The following is a 22300-nucleotide window of genomic DNA, read 5'->3' on the forward strand; positions in this document are numbered from 1 at the left end:
CCGCTAAGGCTGCCGCGATATCAGGGGAGCAAGATCGATGTGATCTCCCTCCCTTACACCGGCAGCCTCGAATGCTCCTCGGTTCAGCTCTATGGCATATCTGACCGACCTTGAAGAATATACCGGTTGCAGATCATGTGGTATCATCGGCAGAATATCGACAATGGTACCTGAGCCGTCGAGATAGGCAATGGAGAGCGGGATTTCGGTATTCTTCATCCAGAATCCAAGCAGCTGATCGTGTTCAAAAACAAAGATCATGCCTCGATCCTCGGACAGTTTTTCGCGAAACATCAATCCCTTGACCCGCTCCTGCTGATCATCGGCAATTTCCAGGGTAAATTGTTTCGTGCCGATAGACAACGTGACGCTCTGTTCCCCCTTACAGCCGGAAAGCAGTACAAGGAAAAAACAGAAGCCGAAGAGAAACCTTACAGATAGCCTCATCACCATTCCCGTTAAAATTGCTGAAGAAACTGATCCCTTGTCATCTCCTCGAAGGACCGGTCGATGGCCCCTGAGCGACGAATTTCATCCAGAAGCTTTGTATCAAGATACTTCACCCGAAGCCCCTTACGCTCCAGAATGAAGGCAGTCGTATCACCCTTCCACCGGCTCTCATCCGGCGTAAAGACATTAGGAGGGCCATACTTGCCGACAAAGGTTGTATAGAGAGCGTAGTGATCCATCAGCTGCTCGTCAATATCGAGAACAATGGAGTAGAGTCGGTCGTCATGAAATTGCAGGTATGCCCGGCGAATAAAACCAAGGCCGCCGGTTTCAATCATCCGCTCGTTGGGATTCCGCAGCATGGAAACATCGGCTTTCCCCCGATAAGAAAAATTCGGATCACGTTTGAGAGCCGCTTCAGCATCCGCAAAGGAGAGACCCAATTGAATTTCTCCGAACCCGGTAGGAGGAGGATCGTGCTGTGCCTGATCCGCGTTCTGGGCCCAGATCATAGCGGTACGACAAAAAGTCGAGAGAAAAAGAAGGATAAAAAGCAGATATGGCAGCCGCAACCTCATACCTCCATATTCGGCCAAAATCAGGCAGGATCTTACCGGAATTTTGGTTATAATAGAGACATGAAACCTCTTCGTATTTCGGCGGCGGTCATGGGCCTGAGCGTACTATTGTTCCTGGAAGGATGTACCTCCTATTCGGGTCCTGCCATTCGTAAGGCAGCGGCGGCCGGTCCCTCATCAGCCATCGAAAGTGCCTACCGGCAGCAGCATTTTGAAGAGGTCGACCAGGGGATACGCATCGTCACCGTTCCCACGGGCGCACGAATCAAAGTGGATGGAAAGCTAAAGGGAAATAGCCCGCTTCTTCTGGACCTTCCGACGGGGAATTATCTGATCGAGGCGGAAAAAAGCGGTTATAAAAGCGCCTTAATCACCCTCTCCCATATCGGCGATGAGTATACAAAAGTCGAACTATCTCTCAAAGCGATAGAGGGTTCCCTGCTCATAGAAACGACCCCTCAGGATGCGGAAATTCGCAGCGGATGGAAAGACTTCACGCCGGGCAAAGAGGAACGGCTTGGGGTCGGTAGTTACGAACTTGAGATTAGTGCCTTTGGCTATGAAACGGAACGAAAAACGGTTCCCGTTGAAGAAGGAAAGCTTAGCCGTATATCGATCGCTCTTGTACCGGTTCCCTTTGCTTTTAAACAAATATCCGTTGCGCGGAAGCGATTCGACCCGACAGATCCAGGCACATATGGCAGCGTTGTCGTCTCTGTTACCGTGTCTGCCCCGGGCGATGGAAGCATGGCCATCGTCGGCCAAGGGGGAGAGATCGTGGCGGGCCCTTTCCCGGTGCGCTTTACCCGGAGCTTGAATAGAATCGTCTGGGATGGCAGGGATACGAAGGGGCAGATAGCGAAAGAGGGCGAATATCGGCTTGTGGTTAGGGCAATGCAGGGGGACCTTCCCTTGAATATTGAAACTCCGATAGCAGTGGACCGCAGCATCGATCTTCGCTCCCGTCCAGTCTACAACGGTGCGGCAGGAACACTTTTCTGCCCTCTGCCGCCGAGCTTTCCACAAGGAAGCCTCCAGGCGGGGGTGCTCTCTTTAGTCCACGCAGGAGGATACGACTACCAGATCCCTGCTGTAGCTTCCCTGCGATATGCACGAACAAAGGGAGAGGAGATAGTCATCTCCGGCGGTATGATTGCCCGTAATCCGGGAAGCGATATTCCTTTCGGAAGCCTTTCGTGGTCAAAAACCCTTTTCCAAGATGAAGGGCAAATAGGTCCGGAGGCAGCCGCTCTGGTGAAGGGGGGATATTTCCACAACAGTTCGATCGATCCTTGCACCAATTTTACCGGTATATCCCTGAGCCTCCCCTTTTCGTTATCCCTATCCCCGATACGCGTGACTCTGGCTCCCGAACTTATGGTCAGTACCGAACGTATTGGTGATGAGGAAGAAAGAGAAGGGAGGGTGACGGCCTGGGCCTATGGAAGAGGAGCCATTCTGCTGGATGCAGGTCCCTTTAGCCTTGCCTTTTCCGCGGCGATACGAAGCAAGAGCCTTGAGAAAGGGGTTGCAGCGGCATGGCCCATCTTCTCCGGTATCGAATTGCACTGGCTGTTGCCAAACAGCATTACCACAATCTCTCTTGCTTCAAGCATCGAGTGGGATCCCGAATCGGGAGAGTTGGACTACAGTGCCGGTGGGGGAATATGGATCATCCCGTAAAGCGGCCCCAAGGACAAGGCCCCGAAGCAAGGCTCATCTCACTCCTGCATTCCCTGCCTTCCACAGAATCATCCAATCGCTTGATGAGGCGTTCGGATCGGGAACTTGCCATCGTCGCTCTATTCCTGGAAGAAAAGAACTGCCGCTTTCTTTTCGGCTTATTGGGAAGGGAGAAACAAAAACGGGTCAAGAATGAACGACGTTACGTATCGAGATTGGGGCTACGATATCCCGATTATCGGAAAAGCATCGAGCTTCTCATCGCTGCCCTAAGTGGGAGGAGTGATGAACAACTGCACAGCTACATCAGGCCGAGGAAAAATCGGTAGACATCGTCCTTTTTGGAAGGCATATCAGGGTTTTACCCCCACCCTGCCGGTATAATCGACCCGGGAAAGAAGAGGGACATCTTCCCTTTCTCCAAAATAGTCGTCCACGGCCTTTCGTGCACCGGTAAAGTGGCCGTAATCATCGATAATAAGAACCCCTCCCCGCTGCAGGCGGGGATAAAGCACCTCGAGCTCCACTCGGGTAGATGCATACCAATCGGTATCGAGACGAAGCAAGGCGACGGGCCCCGTTTCACGGGAAAAGGGGGGAAGGGTTTCTTCGACATCCCCCTCAACAAGATGGAGCCGCTGCGGGGGATAGCCTGTGGAAAGAATACGTTCGGCCACCTCCTTCCTGCCCACTGCCCAGTCGGCAAAGTCCTGCCGCTTCCATCGCCCTTTGACAGACTCGCCGCTCCAGGCGATCTTATCCTCTTCTCCCGGTTCGGGCATGCCCCGGAAGGTATCAAACAGATAGATATCCCTCGGTGTAGCCCCCTCCGCAAGGATGGTCAGGGCCATCAGGAGGGCAGACCCCCCCTTCCAAACCCCACACTCGATGAAAGAACCGGGAAGTTTTCGGTTCAAAAGGTGAAGGACACTGCGATAGAGGGCGTAACCCCGCTCAAGGCTGGTCATGGTAAAGGGTTCGACCCGGCGCCAAAGAGCGAAAAAGCCTTCCTCCATGTCGGAACGAAATTGCATGGGAGCCTCGACTCCCCAGCCCCGGCCCCGGAGCAGTTCGGCGGCGGCACGCTCATCTTCACCGATGGACCGCCCCATTATGAAGCTCCCTTTCCCGAGGCATCGACAGAGGGAATTTCGATTCCGGCAGATGCAAGCAAGTCGAGGAACTCCTCCTCGGAGAGGATCGCCACTCCAAGGCTTTTAGCCTTTGTTAGTTTGCTGCCTCCCCCTTCTCCGGCAAGGAGGTGGCTTGTCTTCCCCGAGACCGAACTTACCACCGATCCTCCGAAACGGGAGACCAGTTCCATGGCCTTGCCCCGGGGATTAAAGTGCCGAAAACTCCCGGTGACACACCAACTCTGCCCGGCGAAGATAAGCTGTTCTGAGGCTATGGAGAGTTTTTCTTCTTCCTCCATTGCCAAACCGACCTGGGCAAGCTCATCGATCCGTTTACGTACAGCCTCGCGACCGAGCTCTTCAAAGATTGTATCCACGGTCTTTTCACCTATACCCTTTACCGCAATCAAGTCATCGCGATTTTTTTGCTCCACAAGGGCATAGATAGCTTTCATGGAACGAAAACCGGCGGAGATGAGCAACTCGACAACCTTTTTTCCCATTTCCGGGATTCCGACGGAGGCAAGGACCGTATGAAAGGGGCGCGTAAGACTTTTCTTAAGCCCCCGCCTTATCGCCTCGATCTTTTTTTCGCCGAAGCCCGGGTAGGAAAGCAGACTCTCATAATCGAACCGGTAAAGATCGGCAGGCTCACTGACGAAGCCCTCCCGTATCATAAGGTCTACCGTTTCGGGGCCTAAACCATCGATATCCATCTGCCCTGCGGCAATAAAAAAGAAAAGTCGTCCTCGCACCTGGTCGGGACAAGAGGGATTCAGGCAAAAATGATGGGCCCCTTTCTTTTGCAGGCTGCTTCCGCAGGAGGGACAAAGAAGGGGCATGTTCCAGACGGGATTTCCGCTTTCGTTCTTTGCCACCACCTCCTCAACCGCGGGGATCACATCGCCACGGCGGGAGATACTCACCTGGTCGCCCACGGCAATCTCCAGCATATCAACGTAGTCCTGGTTATGGAGGGTGACGTTGCTGATGGTGGAACCACCTACAAATACTGGTTCCACCCGTGCGACCGGGGTGATTCGCCCGGTGCGTCCCACCTGGATATCTATCGACTTGATGGTGCTAGTGCCGGTAGGGCTTTCAAATTTGTATGCGATGGCCCAGCGGGGATGGTGTCCCGTATAACCGAGGTGCTCCCGCACATCCAGCTCATTTATTTTAACGACAAGACCGTCGATCTCATAGTCGAGGCTTCCCCGCTCTTCGGTACTCGTACGCACATACCCTTCAAGCTCATCCCATGTTCCGCTCTGCCAGTCAGGGTGGCGCCTGGAAAAGTCGGCGAGGTCCGTTCGGTTGGTAAAGATCCCGACACGTCGATTGGTCCTAAAACCGAGGGATTGAAGATATTCCAGAATTTCCAGATGACTTTTGGGTCTGTCGGAAAAGAACCCTTCATAGACAAAGATTGTAAGGGGTACCTCTGCGACTTCCCGGCTTTTAACCCGCCGAAGGGTTCCGGCGGCGAGATTTCGGGGATTCACATAAAGATTTCCCATCTTCCGATTCAGGCTTTCGAAGGAGGCCTTGGGCAGATAGATCTCACCGCGCACCGCAATATCAACCGCTTCGGTGAGACGGAGAGGCACGGAACCTATGGTCCTGACATTGTCGGTTACATCGTTACCGACATAACCGTTTCCCCGGGTGACGGCCTTTTCCAGGATCCCGCCCCGGTAGTAAAGTACAATGGAAACCCCGTCGATCTTCTCTTCGACGACAAAGGAGAGACCCGAAGCCTCCCTGCCGCTGGTGCGCCCCATCCAGCCGAGTAATTCTTCGACACTGTAGGCCTTATCCAGACTGAGCACGGGAACGCGGTGTTCCACCTCCGGAAAATCGGAAGAAAGATCACTTCCGACCCGAAGGGTAGGAGAATCCTCACGTTTTAGTTCCGGCCACTGCTCTTCCAATTCCTGAAGCCGAAGGAAGAGCCGGTCGTATTCGGTATCGGAAACCTCAGGCTTGCCTTCAACATAGTAGGCACGGTTATAACGGAAAAGGAGATCCGCAAGCCTGCGGATCTCCTCGGTTGCCTTCTCTTTCTGTACCTCGTCGTTCATTGCCGCGGTTTAGTTCCCCTTTCGTAAAAATGCATCACGGTAACCACCGGCTCTGAAACTGAGCAGTAGTGCGCCGCTTTCGTCCTTGCGTAAAGGCCCCACCATCACACGATAGCCGGCTCCATCATCTTTGGGATGGATGGTTACAGGATAGGTGGAAGCGAGGGATTGTGCAAGTCTTCCCGCCGCATCAGCCTCTTTAACCACCGCGATCTGCAGATAGTAGGCATGCTCATCCAGGTTCCTGACGAGGTAGGAATCGATGGGCACCGGTGCGGAAGTCGTTTGGGGTAAAGTCGCTTTCGACTCGGAAGATGTATCGACCGCCACAGCCGCTTTCTCGGCTTCGGGGAGCGTTTCGATTGCCGCTTTCTTTGACGCTTCCTGAGCATCAAGTTCCGCCGTATCGACCTGGGGCGGCCTGGCGTCGGCGCTTTCGATTACAAGTTCGGCATTTTCGGGTATGGTACCGGCACTTTTACCTTCGTCGACCATCACAGAGGCAATCTGTCGTTCGGGAGGGGTGGGAACCGCAGCCCCGGCATCCTTTTCAGACTCCGTTTCGGCAGGCGGACGAGGGCCCTCATTCTCTGCAAGGACCGGCCCCGCAGCTATCTCTTCCATTCCCGGCTCCTCAGCCTTTTCCACAAGGGAAGGCTCGGCAAGAGCCGAAACATCGGCACGCTCTTCGGCTTCGGGAGCGACCCGTTCTTCGGCTGATGCAAGAAGAAGGCCGGAAGAAATCGATTCCGCCGACTCTGGAAGCGGAGGCAGATCTGATACCGCAATCCGGTAGGATCCGTTCGTAGGAGCCTTGCCTGCCATCAGCCGGTCTTCATGAGGCCGAGGCACGAGAGGGGTATCGACACGATCCCAGCCGGTCCCATCGGCCTCTGCTGTGAGAACGGGAAGAGCAAGGATCCTTACCGGTCTGGAAGAGGAGGCAGCTTCACCAGCAGAACCTTCAGCCGCAAGAGCCTGGTCCCCTTCCCTCACCTCGGGTTCGGGAAGCGACGACCAGCCATATCCCGATTCAACCGAAGAGGGTTCCGTTCCGGAAGGAAGAGAGGCTATGACGGGACCGCTGTTATCAAGCGCAGACGAGGATGCCTCAACCGGGGAACCAGTTGGAGGTTGGGGCAAATCCGGGCTTTCGACACCGACCCACTCCTTCGAAGCATCGTCGGGAAGACGCTCTGAAAGAGCTATCGCCCTGGGAATATCGGGTTCACTGGTATGTTCAGCCGGGGGAGTTGCCGCTGCCTCTTTCGGTTCTCCCTCTTTTACGACAGGTTTGACCGCTTCCGCTTCGGAAGACTTCGGACCGCCAAGCTCTGTATTTTCGGCTTCTGCGCTATCGGCAGCGGCCAGCTCCTCTTTAATAAAAGCGGCGATCATCGCCTGTTCTCCATCGGAAGGAACAGAAGCCGCTGGATTGATATCGGGATCGGGATTAACGGATTGTTCGGCTGTACTACTTATGGGAACAGGATCTCCTGCAGGAATCTCAAGAACGGAAGCCCTGATCACATCATCCGAGGCCATCCCCACCTTTTCTGCCGCTTCGGGACTTAAAAGTAAAAAAATGTTGGGATTACTGAGGCCTTCGACGACCAGAACATCCACACTCTTCCCGGAAGAGGCATCCGTCACTCGAACGGTACTATTCTTGGGAAAGGCATTGGAGGCGGCATAGAGACCGGAGGCAGGTAATCTGCCATAATTGCCGACGGCAATACTCCCTTCGAAAACTTCACCTTGTCCGATAAGCGTACCGGTATTCAGCGACAGACATGTCACCATGAGAATGGTTGTCATGACTCTCAAACGTTTCATACTTTACTCCTCACATATCACGCCGTTACAGCCGTTCCAAGACCGCCGAAGCAAGCCCGGCCCCTGCTGTTTCAAGTGATTCCTCGTCCGACTCGGAAAAGGGGAAGCTTCCTTCACTCAGCTCGTGATCTTCGGCAACATCGTAGAGACGGTACACGGCTTTTTCGGGGTCGTTGATATCCGCAACTGTAGTTGCAAAGTCAATTCTGACCTCAAGCAGGTACTGTGCACCACAATTTTTAGCGATTCTGACCGAACTGGCTTCGAAGTCTTGATGATAGGCCACCTCATTCACCTCGGTCGAGAAGACAAGATGCCCCGCCCCAAAGAGCCTGTTCATGATACCAGATTCACACAAGACGGCGACCTCCTTCCCAAACAGCTTTGCCCCGGGATAGTGGGTCGAAACGAGAATGGATTCGCCGAAACCGAACAGAGGGACCATGGATGAGAGGATCACGCCGAGCACTACCACCCGTTTTGCATAATTTCGGTGCATAAGGACATCTCCTTTCCGCATAATGCTTCTCTATCTCAGAATATCGACATTTTTTTTGAAAGGATAACCAGAGAATGGGAAAATCCTTGCTCCGCTTGCACCGGCACCTCTTCCATGCTATTTTCATAGAGTTGTCAGAGTATCATAATGAACTATTATTCAATGCAGGTGATTACCCACCAGGAAAAAAGGTTTATGCAGCTCGCCGAGAACGCAATCGCCCAGTTCGAAAAAGAGCAGGGAGTAAAGATCATCGGTAAACTGCTGTGGCCGAGAAGAAGCCTCAAAATCAGAAAACGAGGTAAAACGACACAGGAACAGGCCCCGATCTTCCCCGGATACCTTTTCTGGCAGGCAGAAAGTTTGGAACCAGAGGTGTACTGGCTTTTGAAAAAGAACAGCGGTTTTATACGATTTCTTAAGAGTAATTACGACATAGAACCACTGACAGGGGCATCGAAAGAACTATTGGTTCACTTTCTCAACTATGGTGAGGTTGTCGGAACGTCGACGGTCACCTTTGGAACGGGAGACAGAATCGTAGTGCTAAGCGGCCCCATGAAGGGCTTAGAGGGGAACATCAGAAAAGTGAACAAACGAAAAGGGCGGGCGAAGATAGAGCTGATGCTTTACGAGCAGTCGTTTCTTATAGATTTCGCTTTCGATGGGATCAAAAAAGCAGAAGGTAAAGAGCATGAGTAAGGAAAAACGTCTTGCCATCGTCGGCGCGGGTTTTGCCGGTAGGGAAATTGCCGGGGAGATAGAACATAAGGGCGTATTTGGAAAGGTTGTTGTTTTTCTTGATGATGACGGCAAAAAGGTCGGGGGCCTTTTGGACGGGATCCCTGTGGAAGGGCCTGTTATGGAGGCCCCGGATATTCTGAAGCGAAACCGTGTTCAGGAGGCGCTTATTGCGGTCCCCGGGGCCACCGGCGAGCAGCTGAGGAAGATATACCTCGCCCTAAAACGTGCAGATCTTGAAAGAATCAGAATCCTTCCGGGAATCAGTCAGATCGTCGACGGAGACGCCCACCTGATTCAAACGCGGGAATTGAGTGCCCAGGATCTGCTGGGCCGCAATCCGGTCCTTATTCCCTTAAAAGAGAGTCTTTTCTACCTTCGGGGAAAGCGGGTCCTGATAACGGGAGCCGGCGGCAGTATCGGGGGAGAGCTCTCCAGGCAGCTTCTTTCGGGAGGAGCTCAGCGTCTATACCTTTTCGACCACGGTGAAAATAATGTCTATGAAATAGAGAAGGAACTGAGACTCCTCCAGGAAGAGGGAGTCGGCGAAGCGGCCACCATCGTGCCCGTTATTGGAGATCTAAAAGACCGCGACTATATGCATTTCATTATCAAGCGGCTCCGGGCGGATGTTATTTTTCACTGCGCCGCTTACAAGCATGTCCCGCTCACCGAAGCGAATCCGGTAGAGGGGATAAAAAACAACGTATTTGGGACCCTCAACATTGTGGATGCGGCCCTGGAGGCGGGAACCAGCCGCTTTGTGCTGGTATCTACCGATAAGGCCGTAGCCCCCTCCTGTGTATACGGAGCGACAAAGACCATTGCGGAAGAAATCGTACTAAGCAGAAACGGACGCGGCGGCGGGGCCTTTATGGTCGTCAGATTTGGGAATGTACTTGCCAGCAGAGGCAGCATCGTTCCCCTCTTTACAAAACAGATACTGAAGGGGGGGCCGGTGACCATCACAGATCCAAAGGTCTCCCGTTTTTTCATGACCATCCCGGAAGCCGCTTCCCTCGTGCTCAAAACCGGTGGGGTCGGAGAGGGAGGCAGCCTCTATATCCTGGATATGGGAGAACCCCTTTCCATAAAGGAGCTTGCAGAGCAGATGATACGCTTTTACGGCTACCGCCCACACGAAGAGATCGCCGTCCGCTACATAGGACTGAGGCCGGGAGAAAAACTGACCGAACGGCTCTGGCTCGAATCGGAATCCACCGAAGCGACCGACTTTCCCGGTATTCTTAGACTCAAACGCCAGGCGAACCTTCAATCAGACCTTGAAGAGCTATTGAGTGAGCTTCGAAGCGTCTGTTTTCTTATCGGGGGGAAGGAACAGGAGTATCGCAACAGAAAGCGGCTCAAGGAGATCCTCGCTCCACATTTCCCGTCGCTGATTCCGGTATCGAACGAGCCCGAGTATTAAGGAGGCAAGAGGGTCACATGGAAACAAAGGAACAACAGCCCATTCCCTTCGCCCTTCCCGATATCGGCAGGGAGGAAGAGGAGGCAGTCCTTCGGGTCTTGAGAAGTGGGTGGCTTACGACTGGAAAGGAGGCTATTTCCTTTGAAAAGGAGTTTGCCGAAGCGGTGTCGACACACTCGGCCCTGGCGGTAAACTCGGCCACGGCCGGACTGCATCTTGCGGCAGAGGCCCTGGGGGTTTCCCCCGGTGATAAGGTTGTTACGTCGCCCTTTACCTTTACATCGACCGCAGAAATTCTGCGCTACCTCGGTGCAGACCCTATTTTTGCGGATATTGATGAGGAAACATTAACCATCGATCCCCGATGCGTTGCCGAAATTCTCGAAAGAGAACCGAAGGTAAAAGGGGTGATACCGGTTCATCTCGGAGGGAGGATGGCCGAAATGGACCGGATAATGACTGAGACGAAAAAACGGGGACTTTTTGTTATTGAAGACGCGGCCCACGCCTTTCCCCTCTCCTACAAGGGAAAAGCGGCAGGGACCATCGGTGATGCAGGTGTCTTTTCCTTTTACGCAACGAAGACTATTACTACCGGCGAGGGGGGAATGGTTGTCACCGACAATGAGGCGTTGGCAAAACGGATGTCGGTGATGCGCCTGCACGGTATCGATCGTGATGTCTGGGATCGTTACACCTCTTCGAAAGGCTCCTGGCGCTATGCGGTGGTTGATGCAGGGTACAAATACAATCTCACGGATCTTGCCGCCGCCATCGGAAGGGTTCAGCTGAAACGGGCACAGGAATTCAAGGAAAGGCGCTGCCGTATTGCTTCCTATTATGAAGCGGAATTGGGAGGCATAGAGGCGCTGAAACTACCGAAGCCCCCCGGCCGGGGAGAGGACCATGCCTGGCACCTCTTCATCGTGCGGCTTCGCCCCGGATATTCGGCAATCGACAGGGACGGGATGGTGGAGGCATTGAAAGCCCGGGGTATCGGAACCTCCGTCCATTACATCGCCCTTCACCTCATGCCCTATTATCGTAGCCGCTATAATCTTAGTCCGGAGCAATTTCCCGTTGCCACGGCGGTCTCAAACAGCTGCTTTAGCCTGCCGATCTACCCCTCCATGAGCGACGGACAGGTTGAGCGGGTTGTCGAGGCGATCAAGGAGCTCCTTTCTCCAAACAGTAGGAGGGCGTAAACTCAATGAGCATGGGATTTGCCGACGATCTTAGTGAGCCGGGAATGCTCTACCTTCGGCCCATCCTTTCAACCATCCCCAAGGGAAATATCGCTTCGATCAGATACCCCGACCAAGCGCCAGGCCTGTTTCTCTACAAGGAATCCGATATTCCAGGAACCAAGAGCATGGAAATATATGGAGAACAGATGCCTGTGCTTTCGGGAAGCGAGGTACACTACGAAGGTGAAGCCATCTGTCTTATCCTCGGCGAGGCCCCCGAAGTCCTGGAAGAAGCGGAAAAACAGATCATCATTGATTACGAAAGCAACTATACCCTTGACGACTTCGACCACCCAAGGCAAGAGCAATTTTACGAGGAGACAATCCTAAAAAGGGGCAGTATGGAAAAGGCCTTTGCCGCTGCCCATCAAATTGTCGAAGGCGAATACCTCCAGCAGGATCCGATCCGGGATGCCATGGCTCCGATAGGAGCCTTGGCGGTGGAGAAGGAAGGGGTCCTTGAGATAAAGGTAAGCAGCCTCTGGCCTGAGCAGGTAAAGAAAAGCGTCTCCGAGGTTTTGGATATCCCACAGACGATGATCAGGATCAAACCGGTCAATCCCTTTCCAACCGACGGCGAAAAGATCATGCTTCCCAGCCTCATTGCAGTCTGGGCGGCCCTGGGATGCCGCTTTACCGGCAGGGCGGTGAAGGTTGCCTGGGATGTACCTCCCGCGCCCCTTCCCTTTCTCCGTTCTCCCAGAAGCCGGATCGCCTTTCAGACAGCCCTTGATGAAAAGGGAAACGTTGTGGGAGAAAACATCGATGCCTCCATCGATCTCGGAGCTTTTTCCTTTTTATCTAAAGAGATGCTGGCGAGGCTGGTTATCGGGATCGCGGGAAGCCGCTATACCCCGAATACCTTGATCAGGGCCCGCGGAGTAAAAACCTCTCTTTCCCCTACCCGACTCCGTTGTGGCTTCGGCATCATTCCCGGTCTCTTTTCCAGAGAGGTCCATGAAGCGAGAATCGCCCAGCTCCTTGGGAAAGATCCCGCAGACAGGAAGCTGGAGGCTGCGGACAAGAAGCGAATTCCAACAGGCGGAAGCCTTAAAAAGAGAAGTGATCGACTTCTCATCGAACAGGTCTGCTCCGCTTCGGACTTTCACAGAAAGCATGCCGCCTACCAGCTGATGAAGAAACGGCCCGCAATTCCGGGAAGAGGGGGGATTTTCCGGGGCATAGGCATTGCCAGCGGCTTTACCGGAGACGGTTTTACCGCAAAACCCGCGGGAAGAGAGCCTTGGAGCGTCTCGGTACTCCTCGACAAGAACGACAAACTCACCATCCAGACCAGGGCAGGTGCCTTTCCCGGTTCGGTAAAAGCCCTGTGGAAGCATCGGGCCGGCGAAATTCTCGGCATTAATCCGGAACTGATCGACATTGATCCAATCTGGCAGGATCTCGGCGGTAACGGCCCCCTGGTGTGTGGACAACGCCTTTCCGTGACAACCGCCCTGGTGGAGCAATGCTGCAATGCCATCAAACGGCAACGCTTTAATGTCCCCCTGCCTATCAATGTCAGGAAAAACTTTCGCGCCCCCTCTCAGGCGGTATGGGACAGAGAAAAACTCAAAGGGACGCCCTTCCATCGTCTTACCTGGGGAGCGATGGTGGTGGAAGTAGATCTTGACCCCTTCAGTTGGCAACCCTCAATCCGGGGAATCTGGTGTGCCATAGACTGTGGAAACGTATACGACCGAAAAGAGGCATCATCAGCCGTGAGAACGGCAATCACAAGGAGTCTGAGACGATGCACAAATGGAGACCTCCTAATAAGCAGAAGAGCAAGGGAGGCGGGAATATTTGAAGAGACGGAGCAGCTGTCGATGTACCCCATCGAGATTTCTTTTTTCGAAAATAAAACGGCACAACCATCCGGTGTCGCCCAGATCCCCGGGGCCCTTTTCCCCTCGGCCTTTGTGTCTGCCGTAAGCCAGGCCACGGGAATCTATCTGGACACGCTTCCCATTACTCCCGAGTTGATCCACTCATTCATGGCAAAAAGGGAGGAGGAGTAATGGAATTTCGCTTTCTTCTTAACGGTAAAGCGGTCACGGTCAATGCCGCTCCGGAACAGATGCTTATAAACGTCCTTCGCAACTTTTTTCATATAGCCTCTGTCAGACGAGGTTGCGAGGGAGGGCTATGCGGCATATGCTCGGTGCTGGTAGACGGCGTTCCCATCCAGTCCTGTCTCGTCCCCATGTTTCGTACCCCCGGGGCCGACATCATCACCGAAGAGGGGTTGCGGGAAAAGAGGGAATACAAAGACCTTCTGGCTGCCTTTGCCGAGGCCGACTATCACCCCTGCGACTACTGCAGGCCCTCGACAATGCTCATCGCCTACAGCATTCTTGAACGAACTCTTGAACCAAAGGAAGCTGAAATTCTGGATGCTTTTTCCGGGAAGAGCTGTAGCTGCACCGATCCTGAAAAGATTGTCAAGGCGATCAGGAGCGCAGGGCGTATCATAAAGGGGCATCTCCGTGCTTAGCGGTATCGCCCCAAGGGTCTTTTTGCCCGGCAACATGGCTGAACTCTTGGCCATCTATCGCCAAAATCCCAATGCCCTGCTCTGGGCCGGCGGAACAGCTATCGGCGGCCTACGAAAAAACGATCCCCAATATGCACGGCCCAAAAAGATCATCAGCCTTGCAATGGTGAGTGAGATTGCAAAGGTAAGCAGAACCGAACGTTATTTGGAAATAGGAGCCGCAGTTCCCTTCAATAAGATCCTTCAGGTCGGTCAGCATGTACTGCCCACAGCCCTCAGCCAGGGGCTTTCGCTACTCCGCCCCATGCCCCTGAGAAATTTGGCAACCCTCGGAGGCAATCTTGCCGTACGGGGCCTGAGACTAAACGCATATCCGATTCTTCTTCTTCTGGATGCCCGCATAGAACTAAGAAGAGAGGGCAGAAATCGTTGGATCACGATGCAGCGGCTCTTCGACCGGGCAGGTAACCCCAGCCTCGACAGCGGAGAACTCATCACCAGGATACGTATTCCCTTTGAAGAGTGGGACCTCGGTTATTTTCGCCAGATCGGAACACCAATGAACGACCTGCGGAGCTCTTTGAGCTTCTGCTGCACCGGGAAAATCGTCAAGGCGACGGTTTCCGATCTTCGCTGTGCCTTCGGTACCTTTTCGCCGCTGGTGATACGTAATCGCGAGCTGGAAGCCTTCCTTTCGGGCAAAAAGGTACCCTTTGCACGTAAGGAGCGTGAAGAAGCCCTCGCAATGATGGAAAAAACCATTGCCGAAAGCCCCGGAATATCATCCTTCCAGAAAAACAGGGCGCGGGAGCTTTTCGACTGGTTCATCCACGTGCTACGGGAACCGGACTAAAATCCCCCCCATACTTTACAGAAGCAGGGAGAGCGGGGTATATTCACAAACAGAGGATCCACATGCCTGATTTTGTCCATTTACACAATCATACAGACTACAGCCTTCTCGACGGAGCCGCTCCAATCGATAAAATGGTGGAAAAAGCGGTCTCCTTCGGTATGAAACATCTTGCAATCACCGATCACGGCAATATGTTCGGCGTTCTCCGATTTTATAAAGCGTGCAAGGCCCATGAGATCAACCCGCTCATCGGCTGCGAGGTCTATGTCGCCCCAGGTTCCCGCCACGTAAAAAACGGAAGCGAGAAAGGAAACCGGTACCAGCACCTGGTGCTTCTTGCCAGAAATAGCGAAGGCTATAAAAACCTTATCCAGCTCTGCAGCCGCGGCTATACCGAGGGGTTTTACTACAAACCGCGTATCGACGACGAGCTGCTCGAACAGTACAACGGCGGTCTGACCGCTCTTTCTGCGTGCCTTGCCGGGGCAATTCCGTCAATGATCATGAATGGAAAGGCCGAAGAAGCGGAGCAGAAGGCGAACTACTACCGTGAGCTGTTTGGAAAAGAACACTTTTTCCTCGAAATGCAGGACCACGGTATTCCCGAACAGAAGACCGTCAATAAAGAACTGGTTCGTATATCGAAGAAAACGGGAATCCCTCTGGTTGCAACCAACGACATCCATTATCTCGATCGGGCCGATTCAAGTGCCCAGGATATTCTCCTCTGCATAGGAACCAACCGGAAGCGAAGGGAACAGGATCGGATGCGCTTCCACTCCGATCAGTTCTACATGAAAAGTCAGGAAGAGATGGCGGAAACCTTCAGGGAAATTCCCGAGGCCCTGTCCAATACCCTGAGGGTTGCAGAACAGTGCAACCTGGAAATCGATCTCCCCGGGCCCATACTTCCCGAGTATGAGATACCTCCCGAATTCGAAAATCTCGGAGACTATCTCCGTCACCTCACCTTCGAAGGCCTAAAAAATCGTTATACGACCCTGACCGACGAAATTGTCCAGCGGGCCGAAAAGGAACTGGGAATCATTAACAGTATGCATTTTCCCGGCTACTTTCTCATCGTCTGGGACTTTATTCACTATGCAAAACAACACGGCATTCCCGTCGGCCCGGGACGGGGTTCCGGCGCCGGTTCCATCGTCGCCTACGCCCTGACCATCACCGATATCGATCCCCTCAAGTATCAGCTGCTCTTCGAGCGGTTTCTCAACCCGGAACGGGTATCGATGCCCGACTTTGACGTTGACTTCTGCTTCGAACGACGTCAGGAGGTGATCGACTATGTCAACCGTAAATACGGTAAAGACAAGGTCGGACAGATTATCACCTTCGGGACCCTCAAGGCAAAGGCGGTGGTCAAGGATGTTGCCAGGGTTCTGGATATTCCTTTTGCCGAGGCGGATAAAATCAGCAAGCTGATTCCCAACGACCTCAAAATCACCATCGACAAGGCCCTGGAACAGGAACCGCAACTCAAAGAGCTTATGGACCAGGGAGGGGTCTACGGCGAGTTGATCGATGCAGCACGAAGGCTCGAGGGGCTTTCCCGCCACGCCTCCACCCACGCCGCCGGTGTGGTCATCGGCCGAAAAGCCCTGACCGAATATGTCCCCCTCTATCGAGACTCCAAGACCGGATCCATCTCCACCCAGTTCACCATGGACCAGCTTGAGGAGTGCGGTTTGGTCAAGATGGACTTTCTCGGGCTGAAAACCCTTACCCTGATCAAACACACCGAAGACCTCATCCATCGCCGGGATAAAGATTTCGACATCGAAAGGGTCCCGGAGGATGATCCCGCCACCTTTACACTTCTGGGAGAGGGAAAGAGTACCTGTGTATTTCAGTTTGAAAGCTCAGGGATGCAGAACATCCTCAAACAGGCCCATCCGACCAGCATCGAAGATCTCATCGCCTTGAACGCCCTCTACAGGCCCGGACCGATGCAGTACATCCCCCAGTACATCGCATCCAAGAGCGGAGAGCAGGAGATTCGCTATCCGGATCCGAGCCTCGAAGAGGTACTCAAACCGACCTACGGTGTCATTGTCTACCAGGAACAGGTTATGCAGGTCGCTCAGATCATCGGTGGTTTCAGCCTCGGAAAAGCAGACATTCTCCGGCGGGCCATGGGAAAAAAGAAAGTCAAAGAGATGGCAAAGATGAAGGTCGAGTTCATCGAGGGGGCGGTAAAGAAGGGACATACAAAGGAACACGCCGACGAAATCTTCGAGATGCTCGTTCCCTTTGCCGGTTACGGCTTCAACAAGAGCCATGCGGCTGCCTACTCGGTGGTGGCCTATAAAACCGCCTATCTAAAGGCAAACTATCCAGCCGAATTCATGGCCGCGAACCTTACAAACGAAATAAACAACCCCGATAAACTTGCTTTCTACATCGGCGAGGCAAAGACCATGGGAATCGACCTTTTGCCTCCCGAAGTCAACATCTCCGAGAAAAATTTCTCGGTAAGCGATGGAAAGATCGTCTACGGCTTGATTGGCATCAAAAATGTCGGAACCAACGCAGTGGAAGAGATTGTCCGGGCCCGTGAAGAGGGGGGATCCTTTGAGGATATCTTCGATCTTCTGGATCGGGTCGATATGAAGACCGTAAACCGCAAGGTCCTGGAAACCTTGATAGAATGTGGCGCACTGGACAGTTTTGGTGTAAACCGCTCAACCCTTTTGGAGAACCTCGAACGGGTGATGGAGGTGGTAAGCAAAAAGAAAGAGGGCGAGCAATTCGGCCAGTCGAGCCTTTTCGACGATGGAAACGAAGAGGAGATGCCCTGGAAGATAGAACTTACTCCCGCAGAGCCCCTTCCAAAGATGGAGGTTTTACGAAGAGAGCGTGAGCTTCTCGGCTTCTATTTCTCGGGTCATCCCATGGACGACTTCAAGGACCGCTGGAAAAGTGCCGTCAATATCGACCTTTCCCGACCCAACCGTTTCATCCCCGAACGGACCTATACCCTCATCGCCATGGTGACATCCCTGAGAACCATTATCACGAAAAAAGGTCGGCCGATGGCCTTCCTCCAGCTGGAAGATTACAACGGAAAGATCGAGTCTGTGGTCTTCAGTAAGCTGTGGGAGCAGATTCGGGACAAGGTTGAGACCGACGGGGTGATTGCCTGTACGGGAAAGATGGACCTCTCCCGGGGTGAGCCGAAACTGCTGCTGGAAAGTTTCTCCGATCCCTCGGAGATTGAGGTCAAAGGCGGCTATGAAGTCCATATAAGAATCGACAGGGGCCTCTGTACCGAGGAAAAACTGCTCGGTTTTCGTTCCTTTCTGGTGGATTTTCAGGGCGCCTGCCCCGTCTATTTTCACATAGTAAAGAAAAACGGTCAGGGCGAGACCATCATACAGGTAAACCGACAGATATCCCTCTCCTCGGAGGACGACGCCCTCGATCAAATCAGAAGCCATCCTCATATCGAAGATGTCTGGACCGCATGACATCATCAAGGAGCAATGCATGATTCTTGGATTGAAAATTTTTATCGGAGTACTTTCAGGATACCTTCTGCTCATATTGATCAGGGTGATGCTCACCTGGTTTCAGGGGGTCGATTACGGTAAAGCCTACCGTATCCTTGCAGCGGCCACCGACCCCTATCTCCGCATCTTCCAGAAGATCAAATTCCTTCGTTTTTCCGCGATCGACTTCTCTCCGGTAGCGGCTATGCTTGTCATCGTCGTACTGATCGATTTTGCATCCCAGTTCATCAGGGAGGGGAGACTGAGCCTCGGCATTGTTTTGGCAGTCATCACCTCCGCCCTATGGTCGGTCGTCTCCTTTCTGTTGAGTCTCTTCATCATTTTAACCGCCATACGATTTTTCATGGGGCTCAGCGGAGCCAATAGCGTGGGCCCCTTCGCCCGCACCGTGGATCTTCTAATCGCTCCTATCCTGGAAAAAACGCGAAGGCTTTTTTTCCGCAAACGATTTGTTACCTATAAGACCATCCTTGCAACCACAGGGGCCTCGCTTCTGGTTCTCTATATAGCGGGAAAAGTACTCTTCGGTCTGCTATACAACGTCCTGCAGGCCCTTCCGGTATAAGTTCAAAGACAGATGTTCCTGGGAGAGTTGCGCAAGCCGGTCACCGTGCTCCACGGAGTCGGTAAAAAAAGTACGGAAAGACTCGCCCGTCTTGGGGTAAGGCATATTGCCGATCTGCTCCGTCTGCTGCCCAGACAATGGGAGGACCGGAGCCGCCTTGTTCCCATAGTCCGGGCCACCGATGACAGGCCCGCTCTCACCGTGGTGGAAATTGTCGCCCACGACTGGTTTGGAAAACCTCATAATCAAACGCTGAAGGTTTTTGTTCGGGATGAAACCTCAGTTGCCGTGCTGCTCTGCTTTAATCGGAATTTCCTGGCCGGAAAACTGCCTGTTGGTGCGCATATTCTCCTCTATGCACCGCTCCAGCATCGCTTTGGAGAACTTCAGGCAGCCTCCTTTGATTTCGTTCCCGCAGGGAAGTACCCCCTCACCAGGGAAGAGAATTATCTTAGCGAGGTGCCGAAGATCTCGGGACGAGGAGGCATTGGTTCCATCCTGCCGGTATATCCCCTTACCGAGGGATTGACGCAAGGGGCTCTGCGAGACTTAATGCAGCAGGCGATGGAGGGCTTCGGCAAATTCGTGGATGATGAACTGCCTGAAGCAATACGCCGGGATTACGGACTGCCCCATCTTGCCGAGGCACTGATCATGATTCACCGTCCTCGCCGGATCGAAGAGCCGGAGGAGGGCCGCAAGGCCCTCGCCTTCAATGAGCTCTTTCATCTGCAATGTGCCGTCACAAGACGCGCGGCCCTTCGCAAACGCAGGGAACGTCCCTCCTTGGCCTTGGAAGCAGGCCTTGTCGATCGTTGTATCGGGGAACTTCCCTTTCCTCTCACCGCCGATCAGAAGCAGGCGGTCGGACAGATCATAGAAGATCTGAAACGGCCCTACCCCATGGCAAGGCTCCTGCAGGGGGATGTCGGATCGGGGAAAACCCTCACGGCCCTCCTTTCCGCCTTGCCGATCATCGAAGCGGGCTATCAGGTTGCCTTCATGGCACCGACCGAACTTCTTGCCCGTCAGCATGCGGAAAACAGCGCCAGAATACTTGCCCCTCTTGGGGTGAGAATAGCCCTGTTCACCGGAAGTATACCAAGCCCGGCAAGAAAGGAGCTTCTTGTCGCCCTTCAGGAGGGAGAAATCGATCTTGTGGTTGGGACCCATACCCTCTTCTCCTCTTCCGTTCGCTTTCGCCGCCTGCGCTACTGTATCATCGACGAACAGCATAAGTTCGGGGTTATGCAGCGGCAGGGACTTTTGGACAAGGGGGAATTTCCCGACCTTCTGACGATGACCGCCACGCCCATTCCCAGAACCATGGCTCTCACCGCCTTCGGAGACCTTGCGGTATCGGTCATCAAAACCATGCCGCCGGGAAGGAAACCGGTCATCACCCATCTTGCAAAGGTCGAAAACAGGCCGAAGGTCTATGCCGCGGTGGAGAAGGAACTCGAACGGGGGGGACAGGCCTATTTCGTCTACCCCCTGATCGAAGAGGGAAGCAGGGAAAAGATCGACAGTGCGGAGAGTATGTACCGTCTGCTGCGGGAGGAGATTTTTCCCCAAAGGAGGATCGCCCTTCTTCATTCCCGCATCGATGAGGAGATAAAGGAGCGGGAGATGGGACGGTTTCTTTCCGGAGAACTTGATATCCTTGTTGCAACCAGCGTCGTCGAGGTCGGCGTGGACGCCCCCAATGCCAGCTGCATGGTGATCGAACATGCGGAACAATTCGGGCTTTCGGCCCTGCATCAGCTCAGAGGACGGGTGGGCCGGAGCGACCGCCAATCCTATTGTTTCCTCGTTTTTTCCGAGGGTTTGACGGAAACGGGCAAGCAGCGGCTTCGCATCATGAAGGAAAATAACGACGGATTTGTCATTGCCGAGGAAGATCTGAAACTACGGGGACCAGGAGAGCTCTCGGGGATGAGGCAGGCGGGAGTTCTGAATCTTCAGTTTGCCGACCTGCTCAAAGATGGGGAAATCCTCGAAGCAAGCAGAAAGGAGGCGACGGCTATCGTTTCGGGCGATTTAGAACTCGAACACGCCGATCATCAGGTTTTGAAGCGGCTCTACACCGTCGCCCCTCCCTTTGATGATCTTGTCTCAATCGCCTCCGAAGGGTAGCTTAGAAAGATGAGAATTACCGGTGGAACATATCGAGGCCGCAGGGTGCGCTGCCCAAAGGGGGTCATCCGCCCCGCCATGGATCGTATGAGAGAGTCGATGTTCAGCATCCTCGGACCTCTCGACGGCTACTCGTTTCTCGACATCTTTTCGGGATCCGGTTTGGTCGGCATCGAAGCGGCAAGCAGGGGAGCCGAACCCGTCGTATTGGTGGAAAACGACAGGGGAAAACGGGAAACCATCCTGGAAAACATCGAAATAGTTGAATCGAAGATATCCCTGGTGATGATGTCGGCGGAATCCTTTTTACGCCGTGGCAGGGGCTCGTTCGATATTATCTATCTCGATCCCCCCTTCCCCATGCCCGGAAAAATCGATCTCATCAAGAAGCTCTCCGATTCCTCACTTATAACGGACGAAACAAAGGTTCTGATCCACCATCCCGCCGAAGAACAGTGGCCGGATAAGGTCGGAACCCTTGTCTGCTACGATACACGACGCTACGGCAGGTCTTTGCTGCGATTTTTTCGTCCGGAAGTTTGACGGAAAGCGTCCTACTTTCACATACTTAGGTAAGGAGGAAGTACAAAATGGAAACAATCAAAGACCTTCTGGCACAAAAGGGGGCCGATATCTGGTCGGTGAGGCCCGAGACTACGGTATTTCAGGCACTGAACCTGATGAGTGAGAAAAATGTCGGTGCGGTTGTCGTCCTTGACGAGCAGCAAAAGATGATCGGTATTTTTTCCGAACGCGACTATGCAAGAAAAACCATCGGAGCCATTGGAAGCCAAGAGTGTCCCCGCGACCTTCCCGTAAAGGAACTGATGACCACGGAGGTTGTCGCCATAAAACCGGAGACGGGAGTCGAGACCTGCATGGCCCTGATGACGAAAAAACGATTCCGTCATCTTCCGGTAATGGAAAACAACGCACTGATTGGTATCATCTCCATCGGCGATATCGTTAAGGCGGTCATCACCGAAAAGGACTTCCTCATTGCAAAGATGGAACAATATATCTGGGACAATTGAAGCAA

At 53.5% G+C, this 22300-nt stretch carries 19 protein-coding genes; 13 read left to right on the top strand and 6 right to left on the bottom strand.

The features are described 5' to 3' along the window. Nucleotides 1–3: 3 nt before the first annotated feature. Both F459_RS0105390 and F459_RS0105395 read right to left on the bottom strand, forming a co-directional pair. A complete protein-coding gene (locus F459_RS0105390; protein WP_020611713.1) occupies nucleotides 4–447 on the bottom strand; it encodes a DUF192 domain-containing protein in 444 nt (147 codons plus the stop codon). Nucleotides 448–458: 11 nt separating this feature from the next. Continuing rightward, entirely contained in the window at nucleotides 459–1028 is a 570-nt protein-coding gene (locus tag F459_RS0105395) for a hypothetical protein (RefSeq protein ID WP_020611714.1), read from the bottom strand. A gap of 60 nt (nucleotides 1029–1088) precedes the next feature. Here F459_RS0105395 and F459_RS0105400 point away from each other — a divergent pair, with 60 nt between their 5' ends. Beyond that, nucleotides 1089–2711: a PEGA domain-containing protein gene (locus F459_RS0105400; protein WP_020611715.1), complete on the top strand. Its 1623-nt coding sequence runs from the start codon at nucleotides 1089–1091 to the stop codon at nucleotides 2709–2711. An 83-nt stretch (nucleotides 2712–2794) separates the two neighbouring features. Further along, nucleotides 2795–3040 carry a hypothetical protein gene (locus F459_RS0105405; protein WP_245540089.1) on the top strand — a complete coding sequence of 82 codons (246 nt, stop codon included), beginning with the start codon at nucleotides 2795–2797 and terminating at the stop codon, nucleotides 3038–3040. A gap of 24 nt (nucleotides 3041–3064) precedes the next feature. Here the strand turns inward: F459_RS0105405 and F459_RS0105410 are convergent, their stop codons facing one another. The 4 genes from F459_RS0105410 to F459_RS0105425 are packed head-to-tail and all read right to left on the bottom strand — an operon-like array spanning nucleotide 3065 to nucleotide 8263. Next, nucleotides 3065–3823, bottom strand: a complete 759-nt coding sequence (locus F459_RS0105410) for a TylF/MycF/NovP-related O-methyltransferase (protein ID WP_020611717.1) — start codon at nucleotides 3821–3823, stop codon at nucleotides 3065–3067. After that, nucleotides 3823–5928 carry an NAD-dependent DNA ligase LigA gene (gene ligA / locus F459_RS0105415; RefSeq protein ID WP_020611718.1) on the bottom strand — a complete coding sequence of 702 codons (2106 nt, stop codon included), beginning with the start codon at nucleotides 5926–5928 and terminating at the stop codon, nucleotides 3823–3825. Before ligA ends, F459_RS0105410 begins: the two co-directional genes overlap by 1 nt. A 9-nt stretch (nucleotides 5929–5937) precedes the next feature. Next, nucleotides 5938–7764, bottom strand: a complete 1827-nt coding sequence (locus F459_RS0105420) for an SPOR domain-containing protein (protein ID WP_020611719.1) — start codon at nucleotides 7762–7764, stop codon at nucleotides 5938–5940. Between the two features lie 25 nt (nucleotides 7765–7789). Continuing rightward, a complete protein-coding gene (locus F459_RS0105425; protein WP_020611720.1) occupies nucleotides 7790–8263 on the bottom strand; it encodes a hypothetical protein in 474 nt (157 codons plus the stop codon). Nucleotides 8264–8410: 147 nt separating this feature from the next. On the opposite strand from F459_RS0105425, the gene F459_RS0105430 reads away from it, so the two are divergent. From F459_RS0105430 to F459_RS0105480, 11 genes are all read left to right on the top strand, one after another. Beyond that, complete coding sequence (locus F459_RS0105430) at nucleotides 8411–8965, top strand: transcription termination/antitermination NusG family protein (RefSeq protein WP_026294907.1); 555 nt, start codon at nucleotides 8411–8413, stop codon at nucleotides 8963–8965. Next, a complete protein-coding gene (locus tag F459_RS0105435; RefSeq protein WP_020611722.1) occupies nucleotides 8958–10433 on the top strand; it encodes a polysaccharide biosynthesis protein in 1476 nt (491 codons plus the stop codon). The genes F459_RS0105430 and F459_RS0105435 overlap by 8 nt, the downstream gene beginning before the upstream one ends. A 17-nt stretch (nucleotides 10434–10450) precedes the next feature. Continuing rightward, nucleotides 10451–11638 (top strand): DegT/DnrJ/EryC1/StrS family aminotransferase, encoded by a 1188-nt coding sequence (locus F459_RS0105440; protein WP_020611723.1) that lies wholly within the window; start codon nucleotides 10451–10453, stop codon nucleotides 11636–11638. Nucleotides 11639–11643: 5 nt separating this feature from the next. After that, nucleotides 11644–13701 carry a xanthine dehydrogenase family protein molybdopterin-binding subunit gene (locus tag F459_RS0105445; protein WP_020611724.1) on the top strand — a complete coding sequence of 686 codons (2058 nt, stop codon included), beginning with the start codon at nucleotides 11644–11646 and terminating at the stop codon, nucleotides 13699–13701. After that, a complete protein-coding gene (locus F459_RS0105450) occupies nucleotides 13701–14177 on the top strand; it encodes a (2Fe-2S)-binding protein (RefSeq protein ID WP_020611725.1) in 477 nt (158 codons plus the stop codon). Before F459_RS0105445 ends, F459_RS0105450 begins: the two co-directional genes overlap by 1 nt. Beyond that, complete coding sequence (locus F459_RS0105455; RefSeq protein ID WP_020611726.1) at nucleotides 14170–15030, top strand: FAD binding domain-containing protein; 861 nt, start codon at nucleotides 14170–14172, stop codon at nucleotides 15028–15030. The genes F459_RS0105450 and F459_RS0105455 overlap by 8 nt, the downstream gene beginning before the upstream one ends. Nucleotides 15031–15092: 62 nt before the next feature. Further along, nucleotides 15093–18518, top strand: a complete 3426-nt coding sequence (dnaE, locus tag F459_RS0105460; RefSeq protein WP_020611727.1) for a DNA polymerase III subunit alpha — start codon at nucleotides 15093–15095, stop codon at nucleotides 18516–18518. A 19-nt stretch (nucleotides 18519–18537) separates the two neighbouring features. Continuing rightward, nucleotides 18538–19125, top strand: a complete 588-nt coding sequence (locus tag F459_RS0105465; protein ID WP_020611728.1) for a YggT family protein — start codon at nucleotides 18538–18540, stop codon at nucleotides 19123–19125. Between the two features lie 12 nt (nucleotides 19126–19137). Then, on the top strand, nucleotides 19138–21261 hold the full coding sequence (recG, locus tag F459_RS0105470) for an ATP-dependent DNA helicase RecG (protein ID WP_020611729.1): 2124 nt from the start codon (nucleotides 19138–19140) through the stop codon (nucleotides 21259–21261). 9 nt (nucleotides 21262–21270) lie between these two features. After that, entirely contained in the window at nucleotides 21271–21804 is a 534-nt protein-coding gene (gene rsmD, locus F459_RS0105475) for a 16S rRNA (guanine(966)-N(2))-methyltransferase RsmD (RefSeq protein WP_026294908.1), read from the top strand. Between the two features lie 47 nt (nucleotides 21805–21851). Further along, nucleotides 21852–22295 (top strand): CBS domain-containing protein, encoded by a 444-nt coding sequence (locus F459_RS0105480; RefSeq protein WP_020611731.1) that lies wholly within the window; start codon nucleotides 21852–21854, stop codon nucleotides 22293–22295. The last annotated feature ends 5 nt before the right edge of the window (nucleotides 22296–22300 follow it).

Origin of the sequence: Sediminispirochaeta bajacaliforniensis DSM 16054 (assembly GCF_000378205.1) — a bacterium.
Lineage (GTDB): Bacteria > Spirochaetota > Spirochaetia > DSM-16054 > Sediminispirochaetaceae > Sediminispirochaeta > Sediminispirochaeta bajacaliforniensis.